This window comes from Erythrobacter westpacificensis, assembly GCF_039542285.1.
Lineage (GTDB): Bacteria > Pseudomonadota > Alphaproteobacteria > Sphingomonadales > Sphingomonadaceae > Alteraurantiacibacter > Alteraurantiacibacter westpacificensis.
In genome coordinates, this window is the sequence record NZ_BAABHV010000010.1 from 532,712 (window position 1) to 553,625 (window position 20,914).

The following is a 20,914-nucleotide window of genomic DNA, read 5'->3' on the forward strand; positions in this document are numbered from 1 at the left end:
GAGGGCGGAACCGCAAAGGTTCCGCCCTTTTCGCATCGGCAGCCCGCATGATATCCTGCGCCAGAAGACGGAGGGGATTGCCGTGGACGAGTCGCTGGTTCAACTGATCGCTGCCTCCACGGCCTTCGTCGGCACGCACTTCGCCCTGTCCCACCCGCTACGCGCACCGCTCGTCCGGATGCTTGGCGACAACGGGTTCATGGCCCTTTATTCCGTCGTCGCGCTGGCCTGCCTCTACTGGATGTCCGAGGCGTTCAAGGCCGCCGCCCCGGCATCGCTTGGGGGAGCGGCACTCTCGGCTGGATCATCGCCAGCGTGCTCACCGTAGCGGCGCTGGTGCTTCTGCTCGGCTCCTTCCGCGCCAACCCTGCCCTTCCCGCGCCCGGTGCCGATAACATTGCCGCCACGCGCGAGCCGACCGGCGTGTTCGCCGTCACCCGGCATCCGATGATGTGGGCGTTCGCGCTCTGGGCCGTGTCTCACGGGGTGCTGTGGTGGAGTTGGCGCACGAACGTGGTGGCGCTGGCGATCCTCGTTCTCGCCCTTGTCGGCGCGCATTTGCAGGACCGGAAGAAGGAAGCGCTGATGGGCAACGCCTGGGCCACCTGGGAAGCGAGAACGCGCTACTGGCCTCGGTGGAGCAAGCTGCTGTCGGCAGGCTGGGGTCTGTGGCTGACGGCGATCGCCGCATGGCTGGGCGTTACGTGGCTGCACCTGTGGCTGGCCGATATTCCCGCGGGTGCCTGGCTCTGGTTCTAGGAAGACGGAATTGCCTCGACAAAAGCGGCAATCCGCTCCTGCACGGGCTCGTGAGCGATCAGGTCATGGCCCCAGCCGGGAAACGTCTCGATCACCGTATCGTCGCGCACGGAGGCCAGCGCCTGCGCCTGTTCCAGCGCGATGAGCGAGTCCTCCTCGCCATGCAGGATCAGGATGGGTTCGCCGATCTGGACGATCTTCTCCTCGTTGGCATAGCGATCCTGCAACAACAGCCGCATCGGCAACCAGCGTGCCCGCCGCGCGGCCGTATCGCCGAGGTTGTTGAAGGGCGAGACCAGCACGAGCGCCCGCGCGGTAACTTCGGTGGCCAGCTGCAGAGCTACGGCGGCCCCTAGCGAGTTGCCCACCAGCAGGATGTCGCCATTATCCACGCCCTGCCCGCGTAAGTAGTTCCACGCCCCGCGCGCATCCTGGTAGAGCGCTTCTTCCGAGGGAGTCCCCGGATTGCCGCCGTAACCGCGGTATTCCGCTGCCAGCAGGCCATAGCCCTGCGCCACGAGGCGGGCCGTTACCAGCGTCGAGCTTTGCCAGCTTGCGCCGTTACCATGGAAGAACAGCAGCGTGGGCATCCCCTCGCGCGCCGGGCGATAGCCCGATATCAGCTGCAGCCGGTCGGGCGTCGGGAAGGTCACACGCTCAAAGCCCGAAGGCGTATCGGTCTGCACCGGCGGGGCGGGATAGATCAGCTGGCGCTGGTTGAAATAGACGATGGAAACGAGCCCGCCGTAGATGACGGTCAGGGTAACGGCGAAATAGACGAACATTCGCACCCCCTTTCGCTGCCAAAGTCCAGCCATTGCGACACTGTGCCTTATGCCCAAGGGCCAATGCCAGGGCAAATTTCAGGGGGTCCTCATCGAACGTCCCGCAGGCGAGACCTATCCTGGTCTACCGGTCCCCTGTCGCTGCGGGGTCTGTGCGCAATTTTTCGTTGCCGATGAATCCGATGCGAAAGTTCGACAAGGTGCCTGCACTTGTCAGACATAGCAGCGCTTCCCCCGTTCCCTGGAAATCGCCAGCGCGTCCTGCCATCCATTCCGAGTCGATGGTGTATGGTCCATACTCAGACGTAAGTGCGCCGGGAGCATCGCAAAACAGCTCGAGCCTTCGCGCAAACGCCTCGTCCGTTTCTTCTTCATTGCGAAGGGGAACAGGCTCGGAGATGCCCATCTCCTCGAGATGGTGTGCCGCAAGTTCGCGGCTCCAAGGTGCGGCAAGCTCTTGTTCACGCCGAATGAGAGCGGGACGATAGGCTTGAGGAACGATGAGAAAATAGCCGGTTTCGAACGAGACCTCGGCCAGACAGTCTATCTGCGGCTCATCGAGCACGCTGTCTTCCGGAAGCGTCACCGCTTCGAATTGCAGAACCTCGTCAAAACCCGCCTGCGCGTGCTGCACGCCGCATTGTTCGACACTCGTCACGGCCTCAGGTGCTGGAAACGCGCCATCGACGTGCCATTGCGGCGCGGCGGTCGACACCTCGGCCGCCACGATGAGGGCAAGTATCAAGCCCGCGCCTCTTCTACGCCGGCGCTGTTGTGACGCAGCGCCGAGAGCACCGTATCGACGATGTGCGGCGCGTTGAGGCGTGCTTCGTCATACTGCTTTTCGGGGCTGTCATGGTCGATGAACACATCGGGAAGGCGCATCGTGCGGATTTTCAGCCCGCCATCGGTAAGGCCTTCGTCGCTCGCCATCGTGAGCACGTGCGCGCCGAGGCCGCCGATGGCCGCTTCCTCTACCGTCACCAGCACATCGTGCGTGGCGGCGAGTTTGCGGATCAATTCGCTGTCGATGGGCTTGGCAAAGCGCATGTCGGCAACCGTGGTGGCAAGCCCCTTGGCTTCCAGCTGGTCGGCAGCCTTCTTCGCTTCTTCCAGGCGTGCGCCGAGCGAAAGGATGGCGACCTTGCCGCCCTTTTCCGCGTCGCCGCGCACAATGCGGCCCTTGCCGATTTCCAGCTTCTGCAGCGTCTCGGGTATTTCCACGCCCACGCCGTTGCCGCGCGGGTAGCGGAAGGCGATGGGGCCTTCGTCGTACTCGGCGGCGGTGTAGGTCATGTGCGCCAGTTCCGCCTCGTCGGCGGCGGCCATCACCACGAAATTGGGAAGGCTGGCAAGGTAGGTCACGTCGAAGCTGCCCGCATGGGTCGCACCGTCGGCACCCACCAGTCCGGCGCGGTCGATGGCGAAACGAACGGGCAGGTTCTGGATCGCCACGTCGTGCACCACCTGGTCGTAGGCGCGCTGAAGGAAGGTGGAATAGATCGCCGCGAACGGACGCATGCCCTGCGCGGCAAGGCCGGCGGCAAAGGTGACGCCGTGCTGTTCGGCAATGCCGACATCGAAAGCGCGCTCGGGATGGGCCTTGGCAAACTTGTCCACGCCGGTGCCGCTGGGCATGGCGGCGGTGATCGCGCAGATGCGCTTGTCGGTCTCCGCCAGCCTGGCCAGCGTTTCACCGAACACGTTCTGGTAGGCAGGCGGGCCAGCCTTGGACTTGGCCTTCTCGCCCGTCACGACGTCGAACTTGGGCACGCCGTGGTACTTGTCGGCGCTGTTCTCTGCCGGTTCGTAGCCCTTGCCCTTGGTGGTGACGACGTGGATCAGGACCGGGCCCTGCTCGCTGTCACGCACGTTTTCCAGCACCGGCAGAAGGTGGTCGAGGTTGTGTCCGTCGATGGGGCCTACGTAGTAGAAGCCCAGCTCCTCGAACATGGTCCCGCCGGTCACCATGCCGCGAGCGTATTCCTCCGCCTTTTCAAGGCCGTGGTGAACCTTGCGCGAAAGCTTGCGCGCCACCTTGGATGCCAGCGAACGCAGGCCCAGGTACTCGCTGCTCGACACCATGCGCGCAAGATAGGCCGAGAGGCCGCCCACCGGCGGGGCGATCGACATGTCGTTGTCGTTCAGGATCACGATCAGGCGATTGCCCGCCTGCTCTGCATTGTTCATCGCCTCGTAGGCCATGCCCGCACTCATCGCGCCGTCGCCGATCACGGCGATGGCCTTGCCCGGCTTGTCGTTCAGCTTGTTGGCAATGGCGAAGCCCAGACCGGCCGAGATCGAGGTGGACGAGTGCGCCGCGCCGAAAGGATCGTATTCGCTCTCGCTGCGCTTGGTAAAGCCCGAGAGACCGCCGCCCTGGCGCAGGGTGCGGATACGATCGCGCCTGCCGGTGATGATCTTGTGCGGGTAGGCCTGGTGGCCAACGTCCCAGATCAGGCGATCTTCGGGCGTGTTGAACACGTAGTGGATCGCCACGGTCAGTTCGACCACGCCAAGGCCGGAGCCGAGGTGGCCCCCGGTTGAGCCGACGGCATCGATCATCTCGGTCCGCAATTCGTCCGAAAGCTGGCGCAATTGCTCCGGCTTGAGCTGGCGGAGATCGGTGGGCGTGTCGACGGTGTCGAGCAGGGGAGTGTCGGGGCGCTTGGCTGTCATAACCTTCGGCTCTACACGCTCAAATCTGGCCTGTCGATGAACGCTTCATCGACAAATTGGCACGGCTCATCGCTGTCATATCGAGCGTCACGCGGCGCATTCGCTGCACAGGCCGCGCAATTCCACCACCGGGCGCACATCGGAGTAACCATGTGCCTTGCCCGCCTCGCGCAGGGCGCCTGTCAGCTTGTCGTCGTCAAAGTGCTCCGCCTGTCCGCAATCGTCGCAGATCAGGAAGATGCAGTCGTGGCGGCAGCCGGGATGGGCATTGGCGAGATAGGCGTTCGCGCTCTCGATCCGGTTGGCGAGATTGGTGCGCACGAACAGGTCGAGGATGCGGTAAACGGAGTTTGCCGCCACGCGCTTGCCGCGGCGTTTGCCCACTTCCTCCGCGATGTCATAAGCGGATGCGGGCCGGTCATGGTCAGCCAGCGCGCGGAAAACGTCCTCGCGCATGGTGGTCCACTGCTCTCCGGCGTCGGCGAGAACCTTGCCCGCCTCGTCAACGAGCCGGTCGCCCGAATGTTCGTGATGCTTATGCTGCGTAGCCATCGCACCTACATAGGACGGGCGACAGGGAACGGCAATCTATCCCAAAGGCGGTTGCCGTCATCCGGCCTCAGCCCGTGCGGAAGCGGGCGCGGTAGAACTGCGGGAACATCTCCTCCAGCGCCTCCACCTTGGGCGCGTCCCAGCGCACGATATAGGCGGCGCGCGGGTTCTTCAGCATGTAGTCCTGGTGATAGTCCTCGGCCTCGTAGAACGTCCGGTAACGCTCGATCGAGACGGCCATGGGCCGATCCCACACGCCGGACCGTTCCATCTGCGCCACGTAAGCTCGCGCCACGGCGCGCTGCTCGTCCGTCGTCGGCACGATGGCCGCGCGGTACTGCGGACCCCGGTCCGGGCCCTGGCGGTTGTGCAACGTGGGGTCCGCACCGACCGAGAACAGGATCTGCAAGAGCTGGTCGTAACGGATCACGCTGGGATCGTAGGTGACGCGCACGGATTCGGCATGGCCGGTCGTGCCGCTGACAACCTGGCGATAGGTGGCCGTATTGGCCGTTCCGCCGTGATAGCCCGATACCGCGCTGGTCACGCCGCGCGTGTGACTGAAAATACCCTCGATCCCCCAAAAGCAGCCACCGGCGAAAATTGCGGTCTGCAGGCCGGTTTCATTGGCTTGGCGCGTGGCCACGGGTGCGTCGAACACTTCGTCCGCCATCGCCATGCTCGGCAGCGCGCAGGCCGACAGGCCCAGCGCAGCGGCAGCAAAAAGCGACTTGATATGCATTACATTCCTCCGATTTGCGGCAGAATATTCGCTGCAAGTACTACAGCGGTTACCGCAAATCCGGCAAGGAAAGAGCGGTAGAGTTCGGAGTTAAAGAGTTCCATCGGGAATTGTCCAGTCGGGTCGTGTGTCTGTTTTCGTGTTCGATCAGGATCTAGCAAACAGATACTTACGACCGACTGAACTTGACGCGCAGCATCGCGCGCCCATCGCAGGCGAGCCACGCCTTGTCGCACATGGTTAAGGTCGCCTTAGTGGCGGAAATGCCGCATTCCGGTGAAGACCATCGCGATGCCCGCTTCGTCGGCAGCGGCGATAACTTCATCGTCTCGCATTGAGCCACCCGGCTGGATCACCATGGTCGCGCCAGCTTCCACCGCGCTCAGCAGGCCATCGGCAAAGGGGAAGAACGCATCGGAAGCAACCGCGCTGCCCACGGTGCGCGGTTCGCTCCAACCGGCAGCCTCCGCCGCCTCTCCGGCACGCACGGCGGCGATGCGGGAGGAATCGCGGCGGTTCATCTGGCCTGCGCCGATACCCGCCGTCACGCCGTCTTTCGCATAGACGATGGCGTTGGACTTCACGTGCTTGGCCACCTTCCACGCGAACAGCGCGTCGGCAATTTCCTGGTCGGTCGGCTGGCGCCTGGTGACGACTTTCAGGTCGCCCTCCCCGATCACGCCGTTGTCGCGCGACTGGAACAGAATGCCGCCCGCGATGGTCTTCATGTCGAGGCCCGGACGCGCGGGGTCGGGCATTTCGCCCAGGATCAGCAGGCGAAGGTTCGGCTTGGCGGCAAAGGCTTCGCGCGCGGCGTCGTCTGCGCCCGGCGCGATCACGACCTCGGTGAAGATCTCGGTAATGGCTTTCGCCGTCGCGCCGTCCAGCGGCACGTTCGCCGCCACGATGCCGCCGAATGCGGAAACACTGTCGCAGGCAAGCGCGGCCTGCCACGCTTCCAGCAAGGTGTCGGCCACGGCCACGCCGCAGGGGTTGGCGTGCTTGACGATGACGATGGCCGGCTTGTCCGCCGGGAATTCCGCGACAAGGCCCAGCGCCGCATCGGCATCGTTGAGATTGTTGTAACTGAGCGCCTTGCCTTGCACCTGCTCGGCCTGCGGCACGCCCAGGGTGGCGGGGCCGTTCGGCAGGTAGAGCGCCGCCTGCTGGTGTGGGTTCTCGCCATAGCGCAGCGTATCGCCCAGCTTTCCGGCAACCGTCAGCGCGGCGGGAAACTGCTCGTGCTGGTCGGCAAAGGCGAACCAGCTGCTGATGGCGGAATCATAGGCTGCGGTCGCGGCAAAGGCCTTGGCCGCCATGGCCTTGCGGAAGGCCAGCGTCGTGGCGCCGTCGTGCTCGGCCAGCTCGTCGTAGAGGCCGTGATAGTCCGCCGGATCGGTCAGGATCGTCACATAGGCGTGGTTCTTCGCCGCGCTGCGCACCATGGAAGGGCCGCCGATGTCGATGTTCTCGATGATGGTGTCGCGGTCCGCGCCGCTCATCACGGTGTTCACGAAGGGGTAGAGGTTGACCACGACAAGGTCGATCGCGCCGATATCGTGCGCTTCCATCGCCGCGGCATGATCCGGATCGTCGCGCACGGCCAGCAGGCCGCCGTGAACCATCGGGTGCAGCGTCTTCACGCGCCCATCCATCATTTCCGGAAAGCCGGTGATGTCCGACACGTCGAGCACGTCCAGCCCGGCATCGCGCAGCGCGCGCGCCGTGCCGCCGGTGGACACCAGCTCCACTCCCGCCTTCGCCAACTTGGCGCCCAGTTCCACAATACCGGTCTTGTCGGACACCGAGAGCAGTGCCCGCTTGATCGCAACATCAGTCATCGCGTTAAATCTATCCCATTCGTTTGAGCAGCCAGGCGAAATTTCCGCCCCCGCGCGAGGCGAATCCCTCGATCACGAGCTGCTGTACCGGATGAGGCCTGCCATTGCCATCGACCCACAGGCTTTCTTCCAGCGTCACGCCTTCGGCGCCCGTCATGAATTGCCACAGGCTGCCATCGGGCAGCAGCAGGCTGGCACCCTTGCCATTGTCGGCAACCTTCGCCTCGATATTGCGGCCTAGGTGGAAGCGGATGGCGAAGGGCACCTTGCCGCGCTTGCCCTTGCGGCCGGAGGGGACGAGCACGTCCTCCCCGCGCAGTTCATGGCCATCGTCGCGCAGCATCAGGATGCGGCGATGCACGAGGCCGAAGCGCGAGGCATAGCCATCGTGGCTGGCCTCGATACGGGTGGCAGAGCCATTGCCCAGCTTCACCTGCCGGGTGTCGATCTCCACCTCGCCAACGCCTGCGCCCAGCTTGCCGTCGATCATGACGGCGGTGGAATTGGCATCGCCCAGCACCATGGTGGAATGGGCCGCGGTGGCACGCAGCCCCTGCTCGATGCGCACCGGCACCTGTCCGCCCGCCAATGCAGCGCCACCGCAATTGACGATCAGGCGATGCTCGCCGTGGCTGAATTCGAACGCCAGCGTTGACGCGCAGCCGTGGCGCGCGTGCTTGCCGTGGGGCGGCGGTGCGCCATCCACCAGCAGCGTGGCCTTGCGCGCGGTCACGCGCTGGTAGCCCCAGCCACTCGGGTCCTTCAACGGACGGGCGCGCACGCCGCTTGCCTCGATCAGCCTGGCGAGGCGGGAGGCCTTGATCGCCCCGCTGCCCTGCCAGTTGCCGATCCCGCCATCGCCGTGCGTCAGCGCCAGCAGTGGCGGCACCAGCATATGCAGCATGGTGGAAAGCAGTTGCGGCGCCTCGCGCCCTGCCGCCTCGTAACAGGCTTTCAGGTCGACGAGGCTGGCAATCGCCTGCATCTGCGCATCGGGACTGCGGGACAGCAGTCCGCCGTCCTCTCCCACGGCCTCGCCCAGCGCCTTGGCCAGGCCAGCCTCGCCGAATAGGCGGCGCGGCTTGCCTTCGGGCAGTAGCAGGCCCGCGGCGATGATCGCGCACCAGCCGATGACTTCGCCCAGCCGGTCGTCGGCCTTGCGCACGTTGCGGTCCAGCCAGCGGGCGGTATCAGCCATCACGCCCAGCACGCGGTGGCGCAGTGCGCGGTCCTCGCCCGAGATCAGCAGCGGCGCATGGACCAGCCAGTTCAGCAGGCGCAGGCCCACGTTTTCCACCCGCCATGCCGGCCCCTTGCCCATGACCGGGTTGGCATCCAGCCACGCGGCGACCAATCGCTCGCCCACCGGGCGGCACTGGTGCAGCAGGCCGGAACTGGACAGGTCCTGCAACCAGGTGAAGCCCTGCACCACCCGCTCGAACGGGGGACTGAGATTGCCCAGCGGGCCCATGTCGACCTGCGCGAAAGGCGCCTTCACACCGTGGATGTAGAAATGCCCCGCCCGAAGAGCCATGCCCGCCGCGCGGTCGCCTTCCAGCGGCGCTTCCACCGTCGCCAGCAGGCGCGGGCGCAGGGGTTTGCGGAAGGGCGCGACAATCGTGGAGTGCGATACGCCGAGACTGAAGGCGAGCCGCATCAGGCGATCGGCGGGCGAGGCGGCGGGCGGCGAGAAATCGGTGATCACCAGTGCGCGATCGGGCGCGAGGTCTTCCGTCCTGCCGTTATCCTCTTCGCTCTCGATAAGGTCCTCTCGCTGTTCCGCACCGAGCGGCATTGCCATCTGACCGGCTTTCTCCAGCCTCTCCCTCGAGACCTTGCGCGAAAGCTCGGCAGAATGTGCGTTCACCGACTGTCTCCCCGAAGAGCCGCGATGTTAGCGGCGTAGCAATCCGGCCCGCCCTTGAAGGTGGCAGATCCCGCCACCAGCACGTCGGCCCCTGCATCAACGCATTGCCGGGCGGTATCGACGTTCACGCCCCCGTCCACTTCGATCAGGACATCATGCCCGCCCTTGTCGATGGCCTTGCGCACGGCTTCTATCTTGCGAAGCTGCGAGGGGATGAAGCTCTGCCCGCCGAAACCGGGGTTCACGCTCATGATCAGCACCAGGTCGATTTCTTCGAGCAGGTAATCGAGCATCTTGGCAGGCGTGCCGGGATTGAGCGAAATGCCCGCCTTGCAACCCGCAGCGCGGATCGCCTGTACGCTGCGATGCACGTGCGGGCCCGCCTCGGGATGGACGGTGATGATATCGGCCCCGGCCTTGGCGAAAGGCTCGATCCACAGGTCCACCGGCGACACCATCAGGTGCACGTCGAAGGTCTTTTCGGAGTGCGGGCGCAACGCCTTCACCACGTCCGGCCCGATGGTGAGGTTGGGCACGTAATGCCCATCCATCACGTCCACGTGCACCCAGTCGCAGCCTGCGGCATCGATTGCGCGCACTTCTTCGCCCAGCTTCGAAAAGTCGGCGGAAAGGATCGAGGGTGAAATGAGTGGTCGGGCCATGATTAACTATTCGCGTTAGAGGGGTGCGAATCGCCTAACAAGCGCCGTGCGCGGCGTTTTCCACCAGTGTTGCGACGTGTTGCCCTTGCCGTGCGATTTCGGGACGCTTCAGCCCCGGTTCACTGCGCTGGCAGCAAAAGACTGGCAAATAACAGCTATTGTCAGTGGAAATTGCCGGATCGATGCCCATTGTCTGCGGCACGGGCGTTTCGCTGGTGAAAAGGAATTATGTTTTCGATGACTAAGCGCATTCTTCGCTTCGCCGCAGCAGCGGCCATCGCGGTGGGACTATCCGCCCCGGCAGGCGCGCAGTTCCGCAACGAGATTACCCATTCCGTCGCACCATGCCAGGGCAATGGCCCGGCGGTGTGGATCCAGGTTTCCGGCATCGAAGGGTCGAGCGGCACCATGCGCATCCAGCTCTATCCCGGCACGTCGGCCGACTGGCTGGAGAGGGGCCGCTGGATCAACCGGATCGAAGTGCCCGCACGCGCAGGTTCGATGCAGGTCTGCATGCCGGTGCCGCGTCCGGGCAACTATGCCATCGCGATCCGTCACGACAAGAACAACAACGGCCGCACCGACATCACCAGCGATGGCGGCGGCATGTCGAACAACCCCAGCATCAACGTGTTCAATCTCGGCAAGCCGTCGATCGACAAGACCCGCTTCTCGATCGGCCGCGAAGTGCTGCCGATGGCGATCCGGATGCGCTACCTCTAGGGACTAGTCCCGGTGTTTCCGCTTCGCCCGCCAGAGCTGGAAAGCAACGGCGGGCGCGGACAGGATCGGGTGCTTTTCCCGAAACGGCGTGATCTCGATTTTCGTGCCGGTGTGGCGCTCCACCTTCCACGCGGCATAACGCGCGGCCCCGTCGAACGTGCGGGTGGCGCGCGCCAGTCTTGCCACGTTCAGCGGCTTTCCCATACGGCGGCGCTTCTTCCACCAGCGCAGCACTTCCTCGCGCTCCGCCACGGTGATGCGCGGGGTCAGGATCTTGCCGTCCCGGCCATAGGGAATACCCGTCGCCGCGAGGGCGGCAGGCAGCAGGCCATCGAAATGCTCGGCATTGAGGGTGAGGATCGAGTCCTCGCGCCCCGGCTTCTCCACGCGGAATTCGGCGCGGTAGGTCGCCTGGAAGAGGGCGCGCCAGAACTGGTCTTCCGTGCCGCTGTCCGGGCCGACTGCGACGGCCAGCCGTGCCGCCGTCATCGCCGCTGCCGCGATAGCGACACAGACCTGCTCGCGCGCAGTTTCGTCAGCCTGCCACACCAGCGCGCTGGGTTGCACGAAGCGCGCCCAGATCGTGGTGTCGAAGCTCTCACCGCGCGCGGCCTCGGTGAACTTGGCCAGCGTCATCGTGGCGATCTTGGCGCGCAGCGGTTCCCCGTCGTGTTCCCATTCCCGGTAGGATACGGTCGGCCACAGGCCCTTCTCGGCCTCCCCGTCAGTCAGCACGTAGAAGTCGAGCACGCCCTCGCGCGATCCGGTGCGCAGGTTGGAGCCGTAGAACAGCACCGCCCGCGCATCCGCCTCGCTCGCCAGCCGTTCGGCAAAGGCGGTGACGGCAGGATCGACATCCCGCGATAGCGCCGCGCGGACGCGCGCGCGCAGGTTCACGGGACGACGAACCGCAACTTCGGCCCGGCGGACAGGCGATACTGCCCAGCCGGGAAAGCCTCCCCGTCGAGGATGAAGGAATCGCCGATATCGAGGTCCACGGCCTCGTCGCCGAAAACGTGATAACCGCGGCGTTTCGTTTCTTCGGAGGCCGTGCCACGGAAGATCGACGGCAGGCGCAGCAAGAGCCCGCGTCGCGGGTTGTCCATTATCGCGACCTGCAGCGCGGTTTTCACATCGCGGAAGGGATCGAGCCCGGCGGGGAAGGATTGCAGGGTGGAGGCGAACAGCAGGTAACGCTCGTCCTCGGGCAAGCCGCCCCGGTGCGCCAGTTCGCTGCCATCGGCCATGTGTAGACGCATGGGCGTGCCCTGTCGCCACTTGTTGCCCGATCTTCCGAACATGGCCTGCAATACGCTCCACACCGTGGTGACGGCCACCACCGCCTGGTTGAATGCGCCAAGCTGGTGGCTGCGCTGGCCAAGATTGATGACCTGGTTGAAGGCACCTCCGCCCAGCACGAAACCGCGCACCTGCGAGCGTTCGTCGCCGCGCTCTGCGATGACCAGCGGCTGCCTGCGGGCAAGCTTGCCGCGCTGCACCGCAGCCAGCGCATCGTCGAGCGACCAGTCCGTCGGCACGCCAAGGTCCAGCGCCAGCGCATTGGTCTTGCCGCCCGGCAGCACGATCAGCATGGGCCAGCTGTCGCCGAACAGCCCCGCGCCGCAAGTCAGCACGTCGCGCACCGTGCCGTCACCGCCGTCGATGGCAATGTAATCCACCCGCTTTTCGGCAAAGTCCGTCAGCACGCCCAACAGTTCGCTGCGGCGCCGCGGCGTTGCCAGCAGCACGCCCTCGCGCAATTCCTCCGTGCCGGAGCGCCCCTCGTTGCGGTGGCTGCGGGCATTGCGGATCACGCCGATCAGCGGCCGCGTGCGCACCGGGGATGGCGCAGGGTCGTTTGTCGCGTGCGGGATCGCGCCTATTTGCGGCAAGCGCTCGAAGAGATGGATGCTCTCGTGCATGACCTTGTCGCCTTAAACATGGGTCCCTGCCAAATACTATGCTTTTGTCGGAAAGGATCGCAAACTGTCGCCGCATTGCAACAAGTCGTTGGCGCACTGTGCCCTTCTCGCATCACAAGTCTTGGCGGTTTCGTGGATGCGCGCGGTGGAAATGGGTGGCATAAGGCCGCAATCAACACCCGAGGCCATCCATGCTGACTGAAAAACTTCTCGACGCCGCTCGCGACCACGCCGATGCGATCACCGCCCTGCGCCGGGCCATCCATGCAGAGCCGGAACTGGGACTGGAAACACCCAGGACGCTGGCGAAAGTGAAAGATGCCCTCGCCGACCTGCCGCTGGAATGGCGCGAAGGCCCCTCGTGCACCGGCGCGGTCGCCGTGCTGAAGGGCGGCAAGCCCGGCCCGGCCGTGCTGCTGCGCGGCGACATGGACGCCCTGCCGTTGGACGAGCACACGGGTCTGGAATTCGCCTCCACCGTGCCGGGCCGGATGCACGCCTGCGGTCACGACGCCCACACCGCCATGCTGGTAGGCGCGGCGCGCGTGCTGGCCGCGCAGGCCGATCAGTTGGCGGGAGAGGTGCGCTTCATGTTCCAGCCGGGCGAGGAAGGCTTCCACGGCGCGCGGCACATGCTCGAAGATGGCTTGCTGGGTGGCACCGATGATTATCCCCTGCCCGATGCCGCCTTTGCCCTGCACGTCTGGCCCAATGCCCCGCATGGCCGCCTGGAAGCGCGATCGGGCGCGATGATGGCATCCGCCGACATGCTGGAAATCACCGTGAAAGGCAGCGGTGGCCACGCTTCCATGCCCTACGATTCGATCGACCCGGTGCCGGTCGCCGCCGAAATCGTACTGGCCCTGCAGGTGATGATCACACGCCGCTTTGCCGCTGCCGAGGCCAGCGTGCTGACGATCGGCAAGATCGAGGCGGGCAGCAACAACAACATCATCCCCGACAGCGCCTATCTGCTCGGCACCATGCGCAACCTTTCCCCCGAACGCCGCCAGGCGATGAAGGATGCGGTGCGCGAAGTCGCGGAGAATATCGCAAGGGCCCATCGCTGCACCGCAGAGGTCACGATCACGCCCGGCTTCCCGCCCACCATCAACGATGCCCGTGCCGTGGCGCTGGGGCAGCAGGTTGCAGAGGGGCTCGGCGGCGAGGAACCCTGGGCCACTCGCCCCGCGCCCACGATGGGGGCGGAGGACTTCTCCTACGTGCTGGAAAAGGTGCCCGGAGCGATGTTCTTCCTGGGCGTCGCGGCACAGGGCGTCGACTGGCAGGGATGCTGCGGTCTCCATTCCAGCCGCATGATCGTGGACGAAAGCGTGATGCCGAAAGGCAGCGCCTTCCTGGCGGGATGCGCGGTGCAGTTCCTGCAGGTGGGCTGGAGCTAGGCGCCAGCGGCGGCTCCGCTCCGGGCACATCGCCAGCCCGACAAGAGCGCCCAGGTCCGGGTGGAAAGCCGGCTGACACGATTGAAATCCGCGCGCCCATTGTCTCCCCCATACGGATCGGCCTTTTAGCACAATCTTCAGTCTTTCCTCATAGCCGCCCTCCCTGAAACCAATGTTGCAGTGGGGACCAGTCGGGATTTCCTCGACAAGGGGGCACGGAAATGATGCGCAAGAAGTCTCCTCTGCACCGGCAGGCGAACCTTCTCCTGAACGAAGCGGGCAGCGTGCTTCCCATGGCGGCCATCGGCTTTGTCGTTCTGGCAGCCATTGTCGGCGGCGGTCTCGACATGGCCACTGCCTACAAGGCCCATAGCAGGCTCCAGTCGGCATGCGATGCGGGCGTTCTCGCCGGGCGCAAGGCGGTGAGCACCAACGGCTTCGACGAGGACGTGGAAGCCGAGGCCGAGGCCTATTTCGCAAATAACTACGACCCGGACCGGCAACGTTCGCGCAATGTCGTTTTCACGCCGAGCTCGGACGACGACGGCAACACGGTGGCCGGCAACGCTTCGGCCGATGTCGAAACCGCGATCATGCGGATATTCGGGATCGACACGGTTCCCATCAACGTGACCTGCTCGGCATCGATGGGCGTTGGAAACTCGGATGTCACGATGGTTCTCGACAGCACCGGTTCGATGGGCGACCGGATCGAGGCGGGCGGCGATACGAAGCTCCTCATGCTGCAGAATGCGATGAAGAACTTCTACGACACCGTACAGGCGTCCACCGCGGGCGGGAACGCGCGGATCCGCTATGCCTTCGTCCCGTACAGCCAGTCGATCAACGTCGGCCACCTGCTGCAGGCGGACTGGCTGGTCGACCGGATGGATATCCAGTCGCGCGAACCGCAATATGAAACCGTGGTCGTCGAAGATGGCGAATTCTCGCACTGGGACGATCCGGACTATTCCAGCTCCTCGGGCGAAAGCGATTCCTGGGTCACCGACGAAGGCTTTCTGAACGCCAGCGAATATTCCGGGCGCAACAGCTGCAACCGCTCTCTGCCAGCCGACACCAACTGGTCGAACTCCGGTCCAGCCTCGACCGATACCGACGTTTCGATCAACCGGAACGGCCAGCAGGTAACCACCACGACCGAAACCCAGCGTCAGACCCGACGGACCTACCAGTGCACGCGCGAAGAGCGCGGATGGGGGCGCGACAGGGTGCGTTACTGGGCGCCGCGATACACCGAATACGCCCGCGACCGGTACGACTACGATTTCGAGACCCGCGATCCGGTGATGATGACGATCGAGAGCACGGAATTCTCGCACTTCGTCTACAAGCAGGTCAGCTACGACGTCAGCACCTACAAGACGTTCACATCCGTCACGACGCCCACCGGCGACGACGGCGCAGACGTCTCCTCGACCTGGGGGGGGCTGCATCGAGGAACGCGATACGACGCCCGCGGCCAGTTTCACCTACAACTCGGTCGTCGGCATCACCCCGGTCAGCGCCAACGACCTCGATATCGACTCCGAACCCACTTCGGACGATGATACGAAGTGGCGGCCCATGTGGCCCGAAGTGGCCTTCTATCGCACCGAATGGGTGAGAAACTGGTACGGCGGCTACTGGGACCTCACCAACGCGCACGAAAGCGATTACGGCGGGCCGGCCGTGTCGCACTGCCCCCAGCGGGCCCAGCTGCTGCAAGAGATGAACGAGGACGATTTCGACGGTTACGCCGATTCCCTCGTCGCCCGCGGCAACACCTATCACGACCTGGGACTGCTGTGGGGCGCACGCCTGAGTTCGCCGGAGGGCATCTTTGCCAGCAATGTCAACGTCGCCCCCGGCAATGGCGGCAACGTGTCGCGGCACCTGATCTTCATGACCGATGGCGCGATGATGCCGAGCATCTCGATCCAGAGCGCCTACGGCATCGAATACCACGACCGCCGCGTGACGGCGAACGGTTCCAACCACCACTCGCGCCGGCATACGGAGCGGTTCCTGGCCATTTGCGAGGCGGTGAAGGCCAAGGGCATCCGCCTGTGGGTGATCGCCTTTGCGACAGGGCTGACAGAGGATCTGGAAACCTGCTCTTCCGACGACAGCTCCTTCCTCGCCGAAGACGCGGACGAGCTGAACGAGGCCTTCCAGGAAATCGCCAAGGAAGTGGGCGAATTGAGGATTGTGCAATGACGGCCCTGCGCACCTGCACCACCCTTGTTCGCGATCTCGGCAGGGACGAGAGCGGCGTGACGGTGGTGGAATTCGCCCTGATCGCGCCCACGTTCCTGCTGCTGCTGCTGGGCACGCTCGATATCGGGCAGATGGTCTATGCGCAGTCCGTGCTTAACGGGGCCGTGCAGACGGCCGCGCGCGATGCCTCGCTCGAGGGCGGGGATACCGCCGCCGCCGATGCGATGGTGCTGGAACAGATCAGCGGCGTGATGCCCGGTGTCGAACTGAACACCAGCCGCACGAGCTATTACGATTTCGCCGATATCGAACGGGCGGAGCAGTGGAACGACGCGGACGACAACGGGATCTGCAACGACGGCGAGGCTTTCGTCGACGAGAACCGCAACGGCCAGTGGGACGACGATATCGGCGTCTCCGGCAACGGCGGCGCGAACGACGTGGTCATCTATGAAGTCGAGGCGACCTACACATCGCCGTTCAGGGTTCCGTTCATGCGCGAGGCATGGGGTGCGCGCACTCTTTCATCCAGCGCGATCAAGAAGAACCAGCCGTTCGCCAATCAGTCGGGGTATTCGTCGGAGGCGGGAACATGCAGTTGAATGCCGGGAAGATCGCCCGCATCCGGAGCTTGCTGCGCCATATGCGCGGCAACACCGACGCGGTTTCCACCATCGAGTTCGCCCTCATCCTGCCGCTTTTCATCGGCCTTGGGCTGACCGGGGTCGAACTGGCCTACATGTCCACGGTCAACATGCAGGTGAGCCAGACGGCGACCTCGCTGGCCGACAACGCCTCGCGCCTTGGCCAGACGGATAACAGCAGCGTGACGCCGACCGTGACCGAGGCGGATATCGATTCCATCATGTCGGGCGCGCTGCGGCAAGGCGAGAACTACGACCTTGAGGCCAATGGCCGCATCATCCTCACCAGTCTCGAATACGACGACACCACGGGCCTGCAGTACATCCACTGGCAGCGCTGTCGCGGCGATCTGGAGCAGGCGTCTCTCTACGGCGACGATGACGAGAACAACGGGCTGGGTTCAAGCGAGATCGAGGGGGTCGGCAGTGCCGACAATCTGATTACCGCCGCACCCGGCTCTGCCGTGATGGTCGCCGAAATCTATTACGAGCATGACGGAATCCTGCGCGGCACTTTCGCCGAAGCCGCACTGTTCCGCGAGGAAGCCATATTCACCATCCGGGACGACCGCAATCTTGCCCCCGGCGTTACCGGGTCCGGAGGGGACTCCTCGTGTTCGTAAGGTCAGGGCCGGGGAAAGAGGGCGTTATCATGGCCGGGATCGAAGCATGACGAAGGGAATGTCAGCCGCCGTGGCGATCGTCGTCCTCCTGCTTGTGAGCATGCTTGTGGAAGAAGGTGGCGCAATCGACAGTATTGCGAGAAATTCCGAGGGCGAAAACATCGCCAGCGCCGACGTGGAGTCCGGCCGAGAGACCGCATCCGACGTGATCGTGGCCAAGGCCAAGGCGCCTCCGATGGAAGGCCCGGAACGCGATGACTGGTCCTGGTTCATGGACGCGGGGGACGAGGTCCAGGTGCTGCCGCCCCCACCAGGACCGCAGCCGGCTCAGCCGGTCACGATTACGGGTAACGGCGAACTCGATCGCGACCGCATGAACCTGGAATAATCGAGCTGCGGCCGTGTAGTGCGCCAATGTGTAACGCGGCGTGTAACGTACGGATTACCGTAATTTACGTAGGCGCGGCCCCCTCTATATCACAACGCCCCCGCTCCGAGATGGAGATGAGGGAAATTCAATACATGAGGGTGAAATTTGCGCTGCTGGGTGGGGCAGCCATATCTGCGGTTACGGTTCAGGCGCACGCCCAGGGCGTAGTCCCGCAGGATGATAGCAGCGGTGAGGCGATCATCGTGCTTGGCGACCGTCTCGAGGAGTCGGTCCCCGAAGAGCTCGAGGAGTACGGCTCGCGGCTGGAAATCGTCGATGGCCGACTGATCGACGAAGCGGGTTACGTCGACGCTTCGCAGGCGCTTCAATCGCTCGTGCCCGGGCTTTATGTCGCGCCCAAGAACGGTGCCTTCGATTACGTGAACGTGTCACTGGCCGGATCGCGCAGCAGCGAGGTGCTGTTCCTCGTCGACGGCGTGCGCATTTCCAATCGCCTCTATGCCGGCACGACACCGCTCGACACGATCCCCGCGCACATGATCGAGCGCATCGAGGTGCTGAAAGGCCCGCAGGCGCTGTTCTACGGAACGCAGGCGGTCGGCGGTGTGATCAGGCGAGATTCGATCTCGACAACCTGGCCCTTGCGGCCGGCATCCGGCACAACAGTCCCAGCGACGGCGAGGACAAGACCGTGTGGAACCTGTCAGGTCGCTATGACGATGACAGCGGCTTCTTCGGCCGCGCACTCGTAGGCACCGCGTTTCGGCTTCCCACCGCCTACGAACTCTACGTGATCGATCCTTGCTGCGAGACCGGCAACCCCAACCTGGTCGGCGAAAGCAGCTTCAACACCGAGCTCGGTTTCGGATTCATCGGCGATCGCGTCAATGTCGAGCTGCTCGGCTTCTATCGCGAGGTCGAGGACCTGATCGGCATCACATACGACCTGCCGGCCTATCCCGACGGGTTCCTCGTGAACACCGATGGCCAGGTGAAGGTCTGGGGTGGCGAATTCATCGTCAACGCACAGCTCAGCGACGTATTCAGCGTCACCCTCGACTATACGCATACCGAGGCGGAAGAAGAAGGAACAGACGAGCAGATCCAGGACGTACCCCGCGATCTCGCCAAGCTGATCCTGAATGCGCGCAGCACCGACGGCCAGTTCGGCGGTAACGTGGCGGTCAATTACGTCGGCGACGTCTTTGACAGCGTCTCCGGCGGGATCGGGCGCGTAGAGCATGGCAATTATGCCGTGGTCGACCTTTCGGCCTTTGCATATCCCGATCGCGATCAGCGCCACCGGATCGGGGTCCGGCTCGAAAACCTGTTCGACGCCGATTACGCAACGCGGATCACCCGCGTTCGCCGCGATGCCGATGGCTCATCCTACGCCGCCGACAACCTCGGAACGCCGCTGACGCTGCATGCAACCTATCGCCTCTCGCTCTGACGCGGATGGCGGGGCCCTCCTCCCCGCTGGCCGCCGCGCCGCGCCCGGCAAGACCTCGCCCTTGAAAAGGGCGGGGCGCTGGGTGCGGCGCATGACATTCCTGCTGCATCGCTGGATCGGCATCGCAATCGCGCTGCTGATGGCGGTATGGGCGGTTTCAGGCGTGGTGATGATGTACGTCTCCTTCCCCGAGACGACTTCATCCGAGCGCCTCGCCGGCCTGCCCGACCTGGAAATGGGTGAATGCTGCTCGTCCGGATACCTCGAGGCGCTGGAGGATGGCGCAGTTGAAGGCCCGTCCGTCGAGATGCTGGTCGATCGGCCAGTCTTGCGATGGTCCGGTCCCGATGGTCCGCAGGTCATCGACCTGACAACCGGCGAGACGCCGGTGATCGACGCGAGCCATGCGGGACGCATCGCAAGCAGCCACTACCGCGAAGCGACCGGGGCGGCAGCTGGACTTGCAGTCGAGACCATCGATCGTGACCAATGGACGGTCTACGGGCGGTTCCGCCAGCATCGACCGCTCTACAAGGCTAGCTTCGGCGATGAAGCGGGAACCGTCCTCTACGTTTCAGGCCTGACTGGAGAAGTGGTGCAGGATACGACCGCGCACGAGCGTTTCTGGAACTGGCTGGGCGCTGTGCCGCACTGGCTCTACTTCACAGCGTTCCGCGAGATACAGTGGTTGTGGTATGACTTCGTCGTCTACACATCCGTACTCGGCACCTTCCTTACTGTCACCGGCATCTACATCGGCCTGCGTCAATATGGCCGAGGCAAGACCCGCTCACCCTATCGCGGCGCGGCATTGTGGCACCACTGGACGGGCCTGGCCTTCGGCATCTTCACGCTGACATGGGTCGTCAGCGGCCTGTTCTCCATGCAACCGTGGGGCTGGTTCGAAAGCGAAGGGCCGGAAGCAGAGCACATGGCGCTGGCGGAGCGTCCGGCGACATCGCAGGACGTGGCCGCTCTCGTCCGCGCCCTCACCGCGCAACCGGCAGGAGACACGGTCCGGGCCGAACTCACGGTGCAAGGCGGCGCTCCCTTCGCCATCCTGGCCGATGCGCACAGCGGCCTTGGCCGCGCGAGCCTGCCAAGCCTGGCGCCTTCTCCTCCAGGCGAAAGCGAACTGGCGCGGCGCGCCCAGCTTGCGAGGCCTGCCGACCCGATCGCGGGCATGAGCATGATCACGCGCGGAGATGCCTATCACTATGCCCACAAGCAGGATGTGATCCTTCCGGCATGGCGCGTCATCTACTCCGACGAAGAGCAGACCCGGCTCTATTTCGATCCTCGCACGGCTGAGGCCATCCGCAAGGTGGACGCCGAGGCCCGGGCATATCGATGGCTGCACTACGGCCTACACCGCCTGGATTTCCCCGGCCTCCGGACGCGCCCCGTCTGGGACATCGTCACACTGCCGCTGATGCTGGGCGTGTCGTTGCTGTGCCTGACCGGATGCTGGATGGGCTGGCGCCGGCTGACACGAACGAAGAAGAGACGGAAAACTGCCGGTGCCTGACTTGCCCGCAGCTGCACCTGCGGGAACCATGCGATGGCGGATATCGAAATGCTGGCGCACCCGACAGGAGAGCCAAGGGGCCGCATATCATCCTGCACGGTAAGTTCCATGGTTTCCTGACCA

General features: G+C 64.6%; 20 protein-coding genes and 1 pseudogene. 11 read left to right on the top strand and 10 right to left on the bottom strand.

The window, feature by feature from the left end:
- Positions 1-82 precede the first annotated feature (82 nt).
- A pseudogene (locus ABFX23_RS10520) lies at positions 83-759 on the top strand (NnrU family protein).
- Here ABFX23_RS10520 and ABFX23_RS10525 read toward each other — a convergent pair.
- From ABFX23_RS10525 to rpe, 8 genes are all read right to left on the bottom strand, one after another.
- Positions 756-1,544 (bottom strand): alpha/beta hydrolase, encoded by a 789-nt coding sequence (locus ABFX23_RS10525; RefSeq protein ID WP_346033012.1) that lies wholly within the window; start codon positions 1,542-1,544, stop codon positions 756-758. The pseudogene ABFX23_RS10520 and the gene ABFX23_RS10525 sit on opposite strands and share 4 nt — an antisense overlap.
- 124 nt (positions 1,545-1,668) lie before the next feature.
- On the bottom strand, positions 1,669-2,289 hold the full coding sequence (locus ABFX23_RS10530) for a hypothetical protein (RefSeq protein WP_346033013.1): 621 nt from the start codon (positions 2,287-2,289) through the stop codon (positions 1,669-1,671).
- Positions 2,286-4,223: a 1-deoxy-D-xylulose-5-phosphate synthase gene (dxs, locus tag ABFX23_RS10535; RefSeq protein WP_346033014.1), complete on the bottom strand. Its 1,938-nt coding sequence runs from the start codon at positions 4,221-4,223 to the stop codon at positions 2,286-2,288. The genes ABFX23_RS10530 and dxs overlap by 4 nt, the downstream gene beginning before the upstream one ends.
- An 87-nt stretch (positions 4,224-4,310) precedes the next feature.
- Complete coding sequence (locus ABFX23_RS10540) at positions 4,311-4,775, bottom strand: Fur family transcriptional regulator (RefSeq protein ID WP_346033015.1); 465 nt, start codon at positions 4,773-4,775, stop codon at positions 4,311-4,313.
- A 67-nt stretch (positions 4,776-4,842) separates the two neighbouring features.
- Entirely contained in the window at positions 4,843-5,517 is a 675-nt protein-coding gene (gene msrA / locus ABFX23_RS10545) for a peptide-methionine (S)-S-oxide reductase MsrA (protein ID WP_346033016.1), read from the bottom strand.
- A gap of 251 nt (positions 5,518-5,768) precedes the next feature.
- Positions 5,769-7,358 carry a bifunctional phosphoribosylaminoimidazolecarboxamide formyltransferase/IMP cyclohydrolase gene (gene purH / locus ABFX23_RS10550; RefSeq protein WP_346033017.1) on the bottom strand — a complete coding sequence of 530 codons (1,590 nt, stop codon included), beginning with the start codon at positions 7,356-7,358 and terminating at the stop codon, positions 5,769-5,771.
- A gap of 10 nt (positions 7,359-7,368) precedes the next feature.
- Positions 7,369-9,225: a heparinase II/III family protein gene (locus ABFX23_RS10555; RefSeq protein ID WP_346033018.1), complete on the bottom strand. Its 1,857-nt coding sequence runs from the start codon at positions 9,223-9,225 to the stop codon at positions 7,369-7,371.
- On the bottom strand, positions 9,222-9,887 hold the full coding sequence (rpe, locus tag ABFX23_RS10560; RefSeq protein WP_346033019.1) for a ribulose-phosphate 3-epimerase: 666 nt from the start codon (positions 9,885-9,887) through the stop codon (positions 9,222-9,224). Before rpe ends, ABFX23_RS10555 begins: the two co-directional genes overlap by 4 nt.
- 237 nt (positions 9,888-10,124) lie before the next feature.
- Between rpe and ABFX23_RS10565 the strand changes: the two genes are divergently transcribed.
- Entirely contained in the window at positions 10,125-10,610 is a 486-nt protein-coding gene (locus ABFX23_RS10565; protein ID WP_346033020.1) for a DUF2141 domain-containing protein, read from the top strand.
- 3 nt (positions 10,611-10,613) lie between these two features.
- Here ABFX23_RS10565 and ABFX23_RS10570 read toward each other — a convergent pair whose 3' ends face one another.
- Both ABFX23_RS10570 and ABFX23_RS10575 read right to left on the bottom strand, forming a co-directional pair.
- Positions 10,614-11,507, bottom strand: a complete 894-nt coding sequence (locus ABFX23_RS10570; protein WP_346033021.1) for a hypothetical protein — start codon at positions 11,505-11,507, stop codon at positions 10,614-10,616.
- Positions 11,504-12,532 carry a diacylglycerol/lipid kinase family protein gene (locus tag ABFX23_RS10575; protein ID WP_346033022.1) on the bottom strand — a complete coding sequence of 343 codons (1,029 nt, stop codon included), beginning with the start codon at positions 12,530-12,532 and terminating at the stop codon, positions 11,504-11,506. Before ABFX23_RS10575 ends, ABFX23_RS10570 begins: the two co-directional genes overlap by 4 nt.
- A 191-nt stretch (positions 12,533-12,723) precedes the next feature.
- Between ABFX23_RS10575 and ABFX23_RS10580 the strand changes: the two genes are divergently transcribed.
- From ABFX23_RS10580 to ABFX23_RS10620, 9 genes are all read left to right on the top strand, one after another.
- Positions 12,724-13,935, top strand: a complete 1,212-nt coding sequence (locus ABFX23_RS10580) for a M20 metallopeptidase family protein (protein WP_346033023.1) — start codon at positions 12,724-12,726, stop codon at positions 13,933-13,935.
- Between the two features lie 221 nt (positions 13,936-14,156).
- Positions 14,157-15,503 (top strand): TadE/TadG family type IV pilus assembly protein, encoded by a 1,347-nt coding sequence (locus ABFX23_RS10585; RefSeq protein WP_346033024.1) that lies wholly within the window; start codon positions 14,157-14,159, stop codon positions 15,501-15,503.
- 16 nt (positions 15,504-15,519) lie between these two features.
- Complete coding sequence (locus ABFX23_RS10590) at positions 15,520-16,152, top strand: hypothetical protein (protein ID WP_346033025.1); 633 nt, start codon at positions 15,520-15,522, stop codon at positions 16,150-16,152.
- Complete coding sequence (locus ABFX23_RS10595) at positions 16,149-16,754, top strand: TadE/TadG family type IV pilus assembly protein (RefSeq protein ID WP_346033026.1); 606 nt, start codon at positions 16,149-16,151, stop codon at positions 16,752-16,754. Before ABFX23_RS10590 ends, ABFX23_RS10595 begins: the two co-directional genes overlap by 4 nt.
- The gene (locus ABFX23_RS10600) at positions 16,745-17,419 is read left to right on the top strand and encodes a TadE/TadG family type IV pilus assembly protein (RefSeq protein WP_346033027.1); all 675 of its coding nucleotides are present in this window, start codon (positions 16,745-16,747) and stop codon (positions 17,417-17,419) included. The genes ABFX23_RS10595 and ABFX23_RS10600 overlap by 10 nt, the downstream gene beginning before the upstream one ends.
- A 46-nt stretch (positions 17,420-17,465) precedes the next feature.
- A complete protein-coding gene (locus ABFX23_RS10605; RefSeq protein ID WP_346033028.1) occupies positions 17,466-17,807 on the top strand; it encodes a hypothetical protein in 342 nt (113 codons plus the stop codon).
- Positions 17,808-17,941: 134 nt separating this feature from the next.
- Positions 17,942-18,562, top strand: coding sequence for a TonB-dependent receptor plug domain-containing protein (locus tag ABFX23_RS10610; protein WP_346033029.1), 621 nt, complete (start codon positions 17,942-17,944; stop codon positions 18,560-18,562).
- Entirely contained in the window at positions 18,463-19,263 is an 801-nt protein-coding gene (locus ABFX23_RS10615; protein WP_346033048.1) for a TonB-dependent receptor domain-containing protein, read from the top strand. The genes ABFX23_RS10610 and ABFX23_RS10615 overlap by 100 nt, the downstream gene beginning before the upstream one ends.
- 91 nt (positions 19,264-19,354) lie before the next feature.
- Positions 19,355-20,791: a PepSY domain-containing protein gene (locus ABFX23_RS10620; protein WP_346033030.1), complete on the top strand. Its 1,437-nt coding sequence runs from the start codon at positions 19,355-19,357 to the stop codon at positions 20,789-20,791.
- The last annotated feature ends 123 nt before the right edge of the window (positions 20,792-20,914 follow it).

Bases quoted from the DNA above. Each gene is read 5' to 3' on its own strand.
- msrA (WP_346033016.1), bottom strand. From the start codon at position 5,517: ATGCATATCAAGTCGCTTTTTGCTGCCGCTGCGCTGGGCCTGTCGGCC.
- ABFX23_RS10595 (WP_346033026.1), top strand. From the start codon at position 16,149: ATGACGGCCCTGCGCACCTGCACCACCCTTGTTCGCGATCTCGGCAGG.
- ABFX23_RS10575 (WP_346033022.1), bottom strand. From the start codon at position 12,532: ATGCACGAGAGCATCCATCTCTTCGAGCGCTTGCCGCAAATAGGCGCG.
- ABFX23_RS10525 (WP_346033012.1), bottom strand. From the start codon at position 1,544: ATGTTCGTCTATTTCGCCGTTACCCTGACCGTCATCTACGGCGGGCTC.
- ABFX23_RS10585 (WP_346033024.1), top strand. From the start codon at position 14,157: ATGATGCGCAAGAAGTCTCCTCTGCACCGGCAGGCGAACCTTCTCCTG.
- ABFX23_RS10580 (WP_346033023.1), top strand. From the start codon at position 12,724: ATGCTGACTGAAAAACTTCTCGACGCCGCTCGCGACCACGCCGATGCG.
- ABFX23_RS10590 (WP_346033025.1), top strand. From the start codon at position 15,520: ATGTGGCCCGAAGTGGCCTTCTATCGCACCGAATGGGTGAGAAACTGG.
- dxs (WP_346033014.1), bottom strand. From the start codon at position 4,223: ATGACAGCCAAGCGCCCCGACACTCCCCTGCTCGACACCGTCGACACG.
- ABFX23_RS10620 (WP_346033030.1), top strand. From the start codon at position 19,355: ATGACATTCCTGCTGCATCGCTGGATCGGCATCGCAATCGCGCTGCTG.
- purH (WP_346033017.1), bottom strand. From the start codon at position 7,358: ATGACTGATGTTGCGATCAAGCGGGCACTGCTCTCGGTGTCCGACAAG.
- rpe (WP_346033019.1), bottom strand. From the start codon at position 9,887: ATGGCCCGACCACTCATTTCACCCTCGATCCTTTCCGCCGACTTTTCG.
- ABFX23_RS10605 (WP_346033028.1), top strand. From the start codon at position 17,466: ATGACGAAGGGAATGTCAGCCGCCGTGGCGATCGTCGTCCTCCTGCTT.
- ABFX23_RS10600 (WP_346033027.1), top strand. From the start codon at position 16,745: ATGCAGTTGAATGCCGGGAAGATCGCCCGCATCCGGAGCTTGCTGCGC.
- ABFX23_RS10540 (WP_346033015.1), bottom strand. From the start codon at position 4,775: ATGGCTACGCAGCATAAGCATCACGAACATTCGGGCGACCGGCTCGTT.
- ABFX23_RS10610 (WP_346033029.1), top strand. From the start codon at position 17,942: ATGAGGGTGAAATTTGCGCTGCTGGGTGGGGCAGCCATATCTGCGGTT.
- ABFX23_RS10565 (WP_346033020.1), top strand. From the start codon at position 10,125: ATGACTAAGCGCATTCTTCGCTTCGCCGCAGCAGCGGCCATCGCGGTG.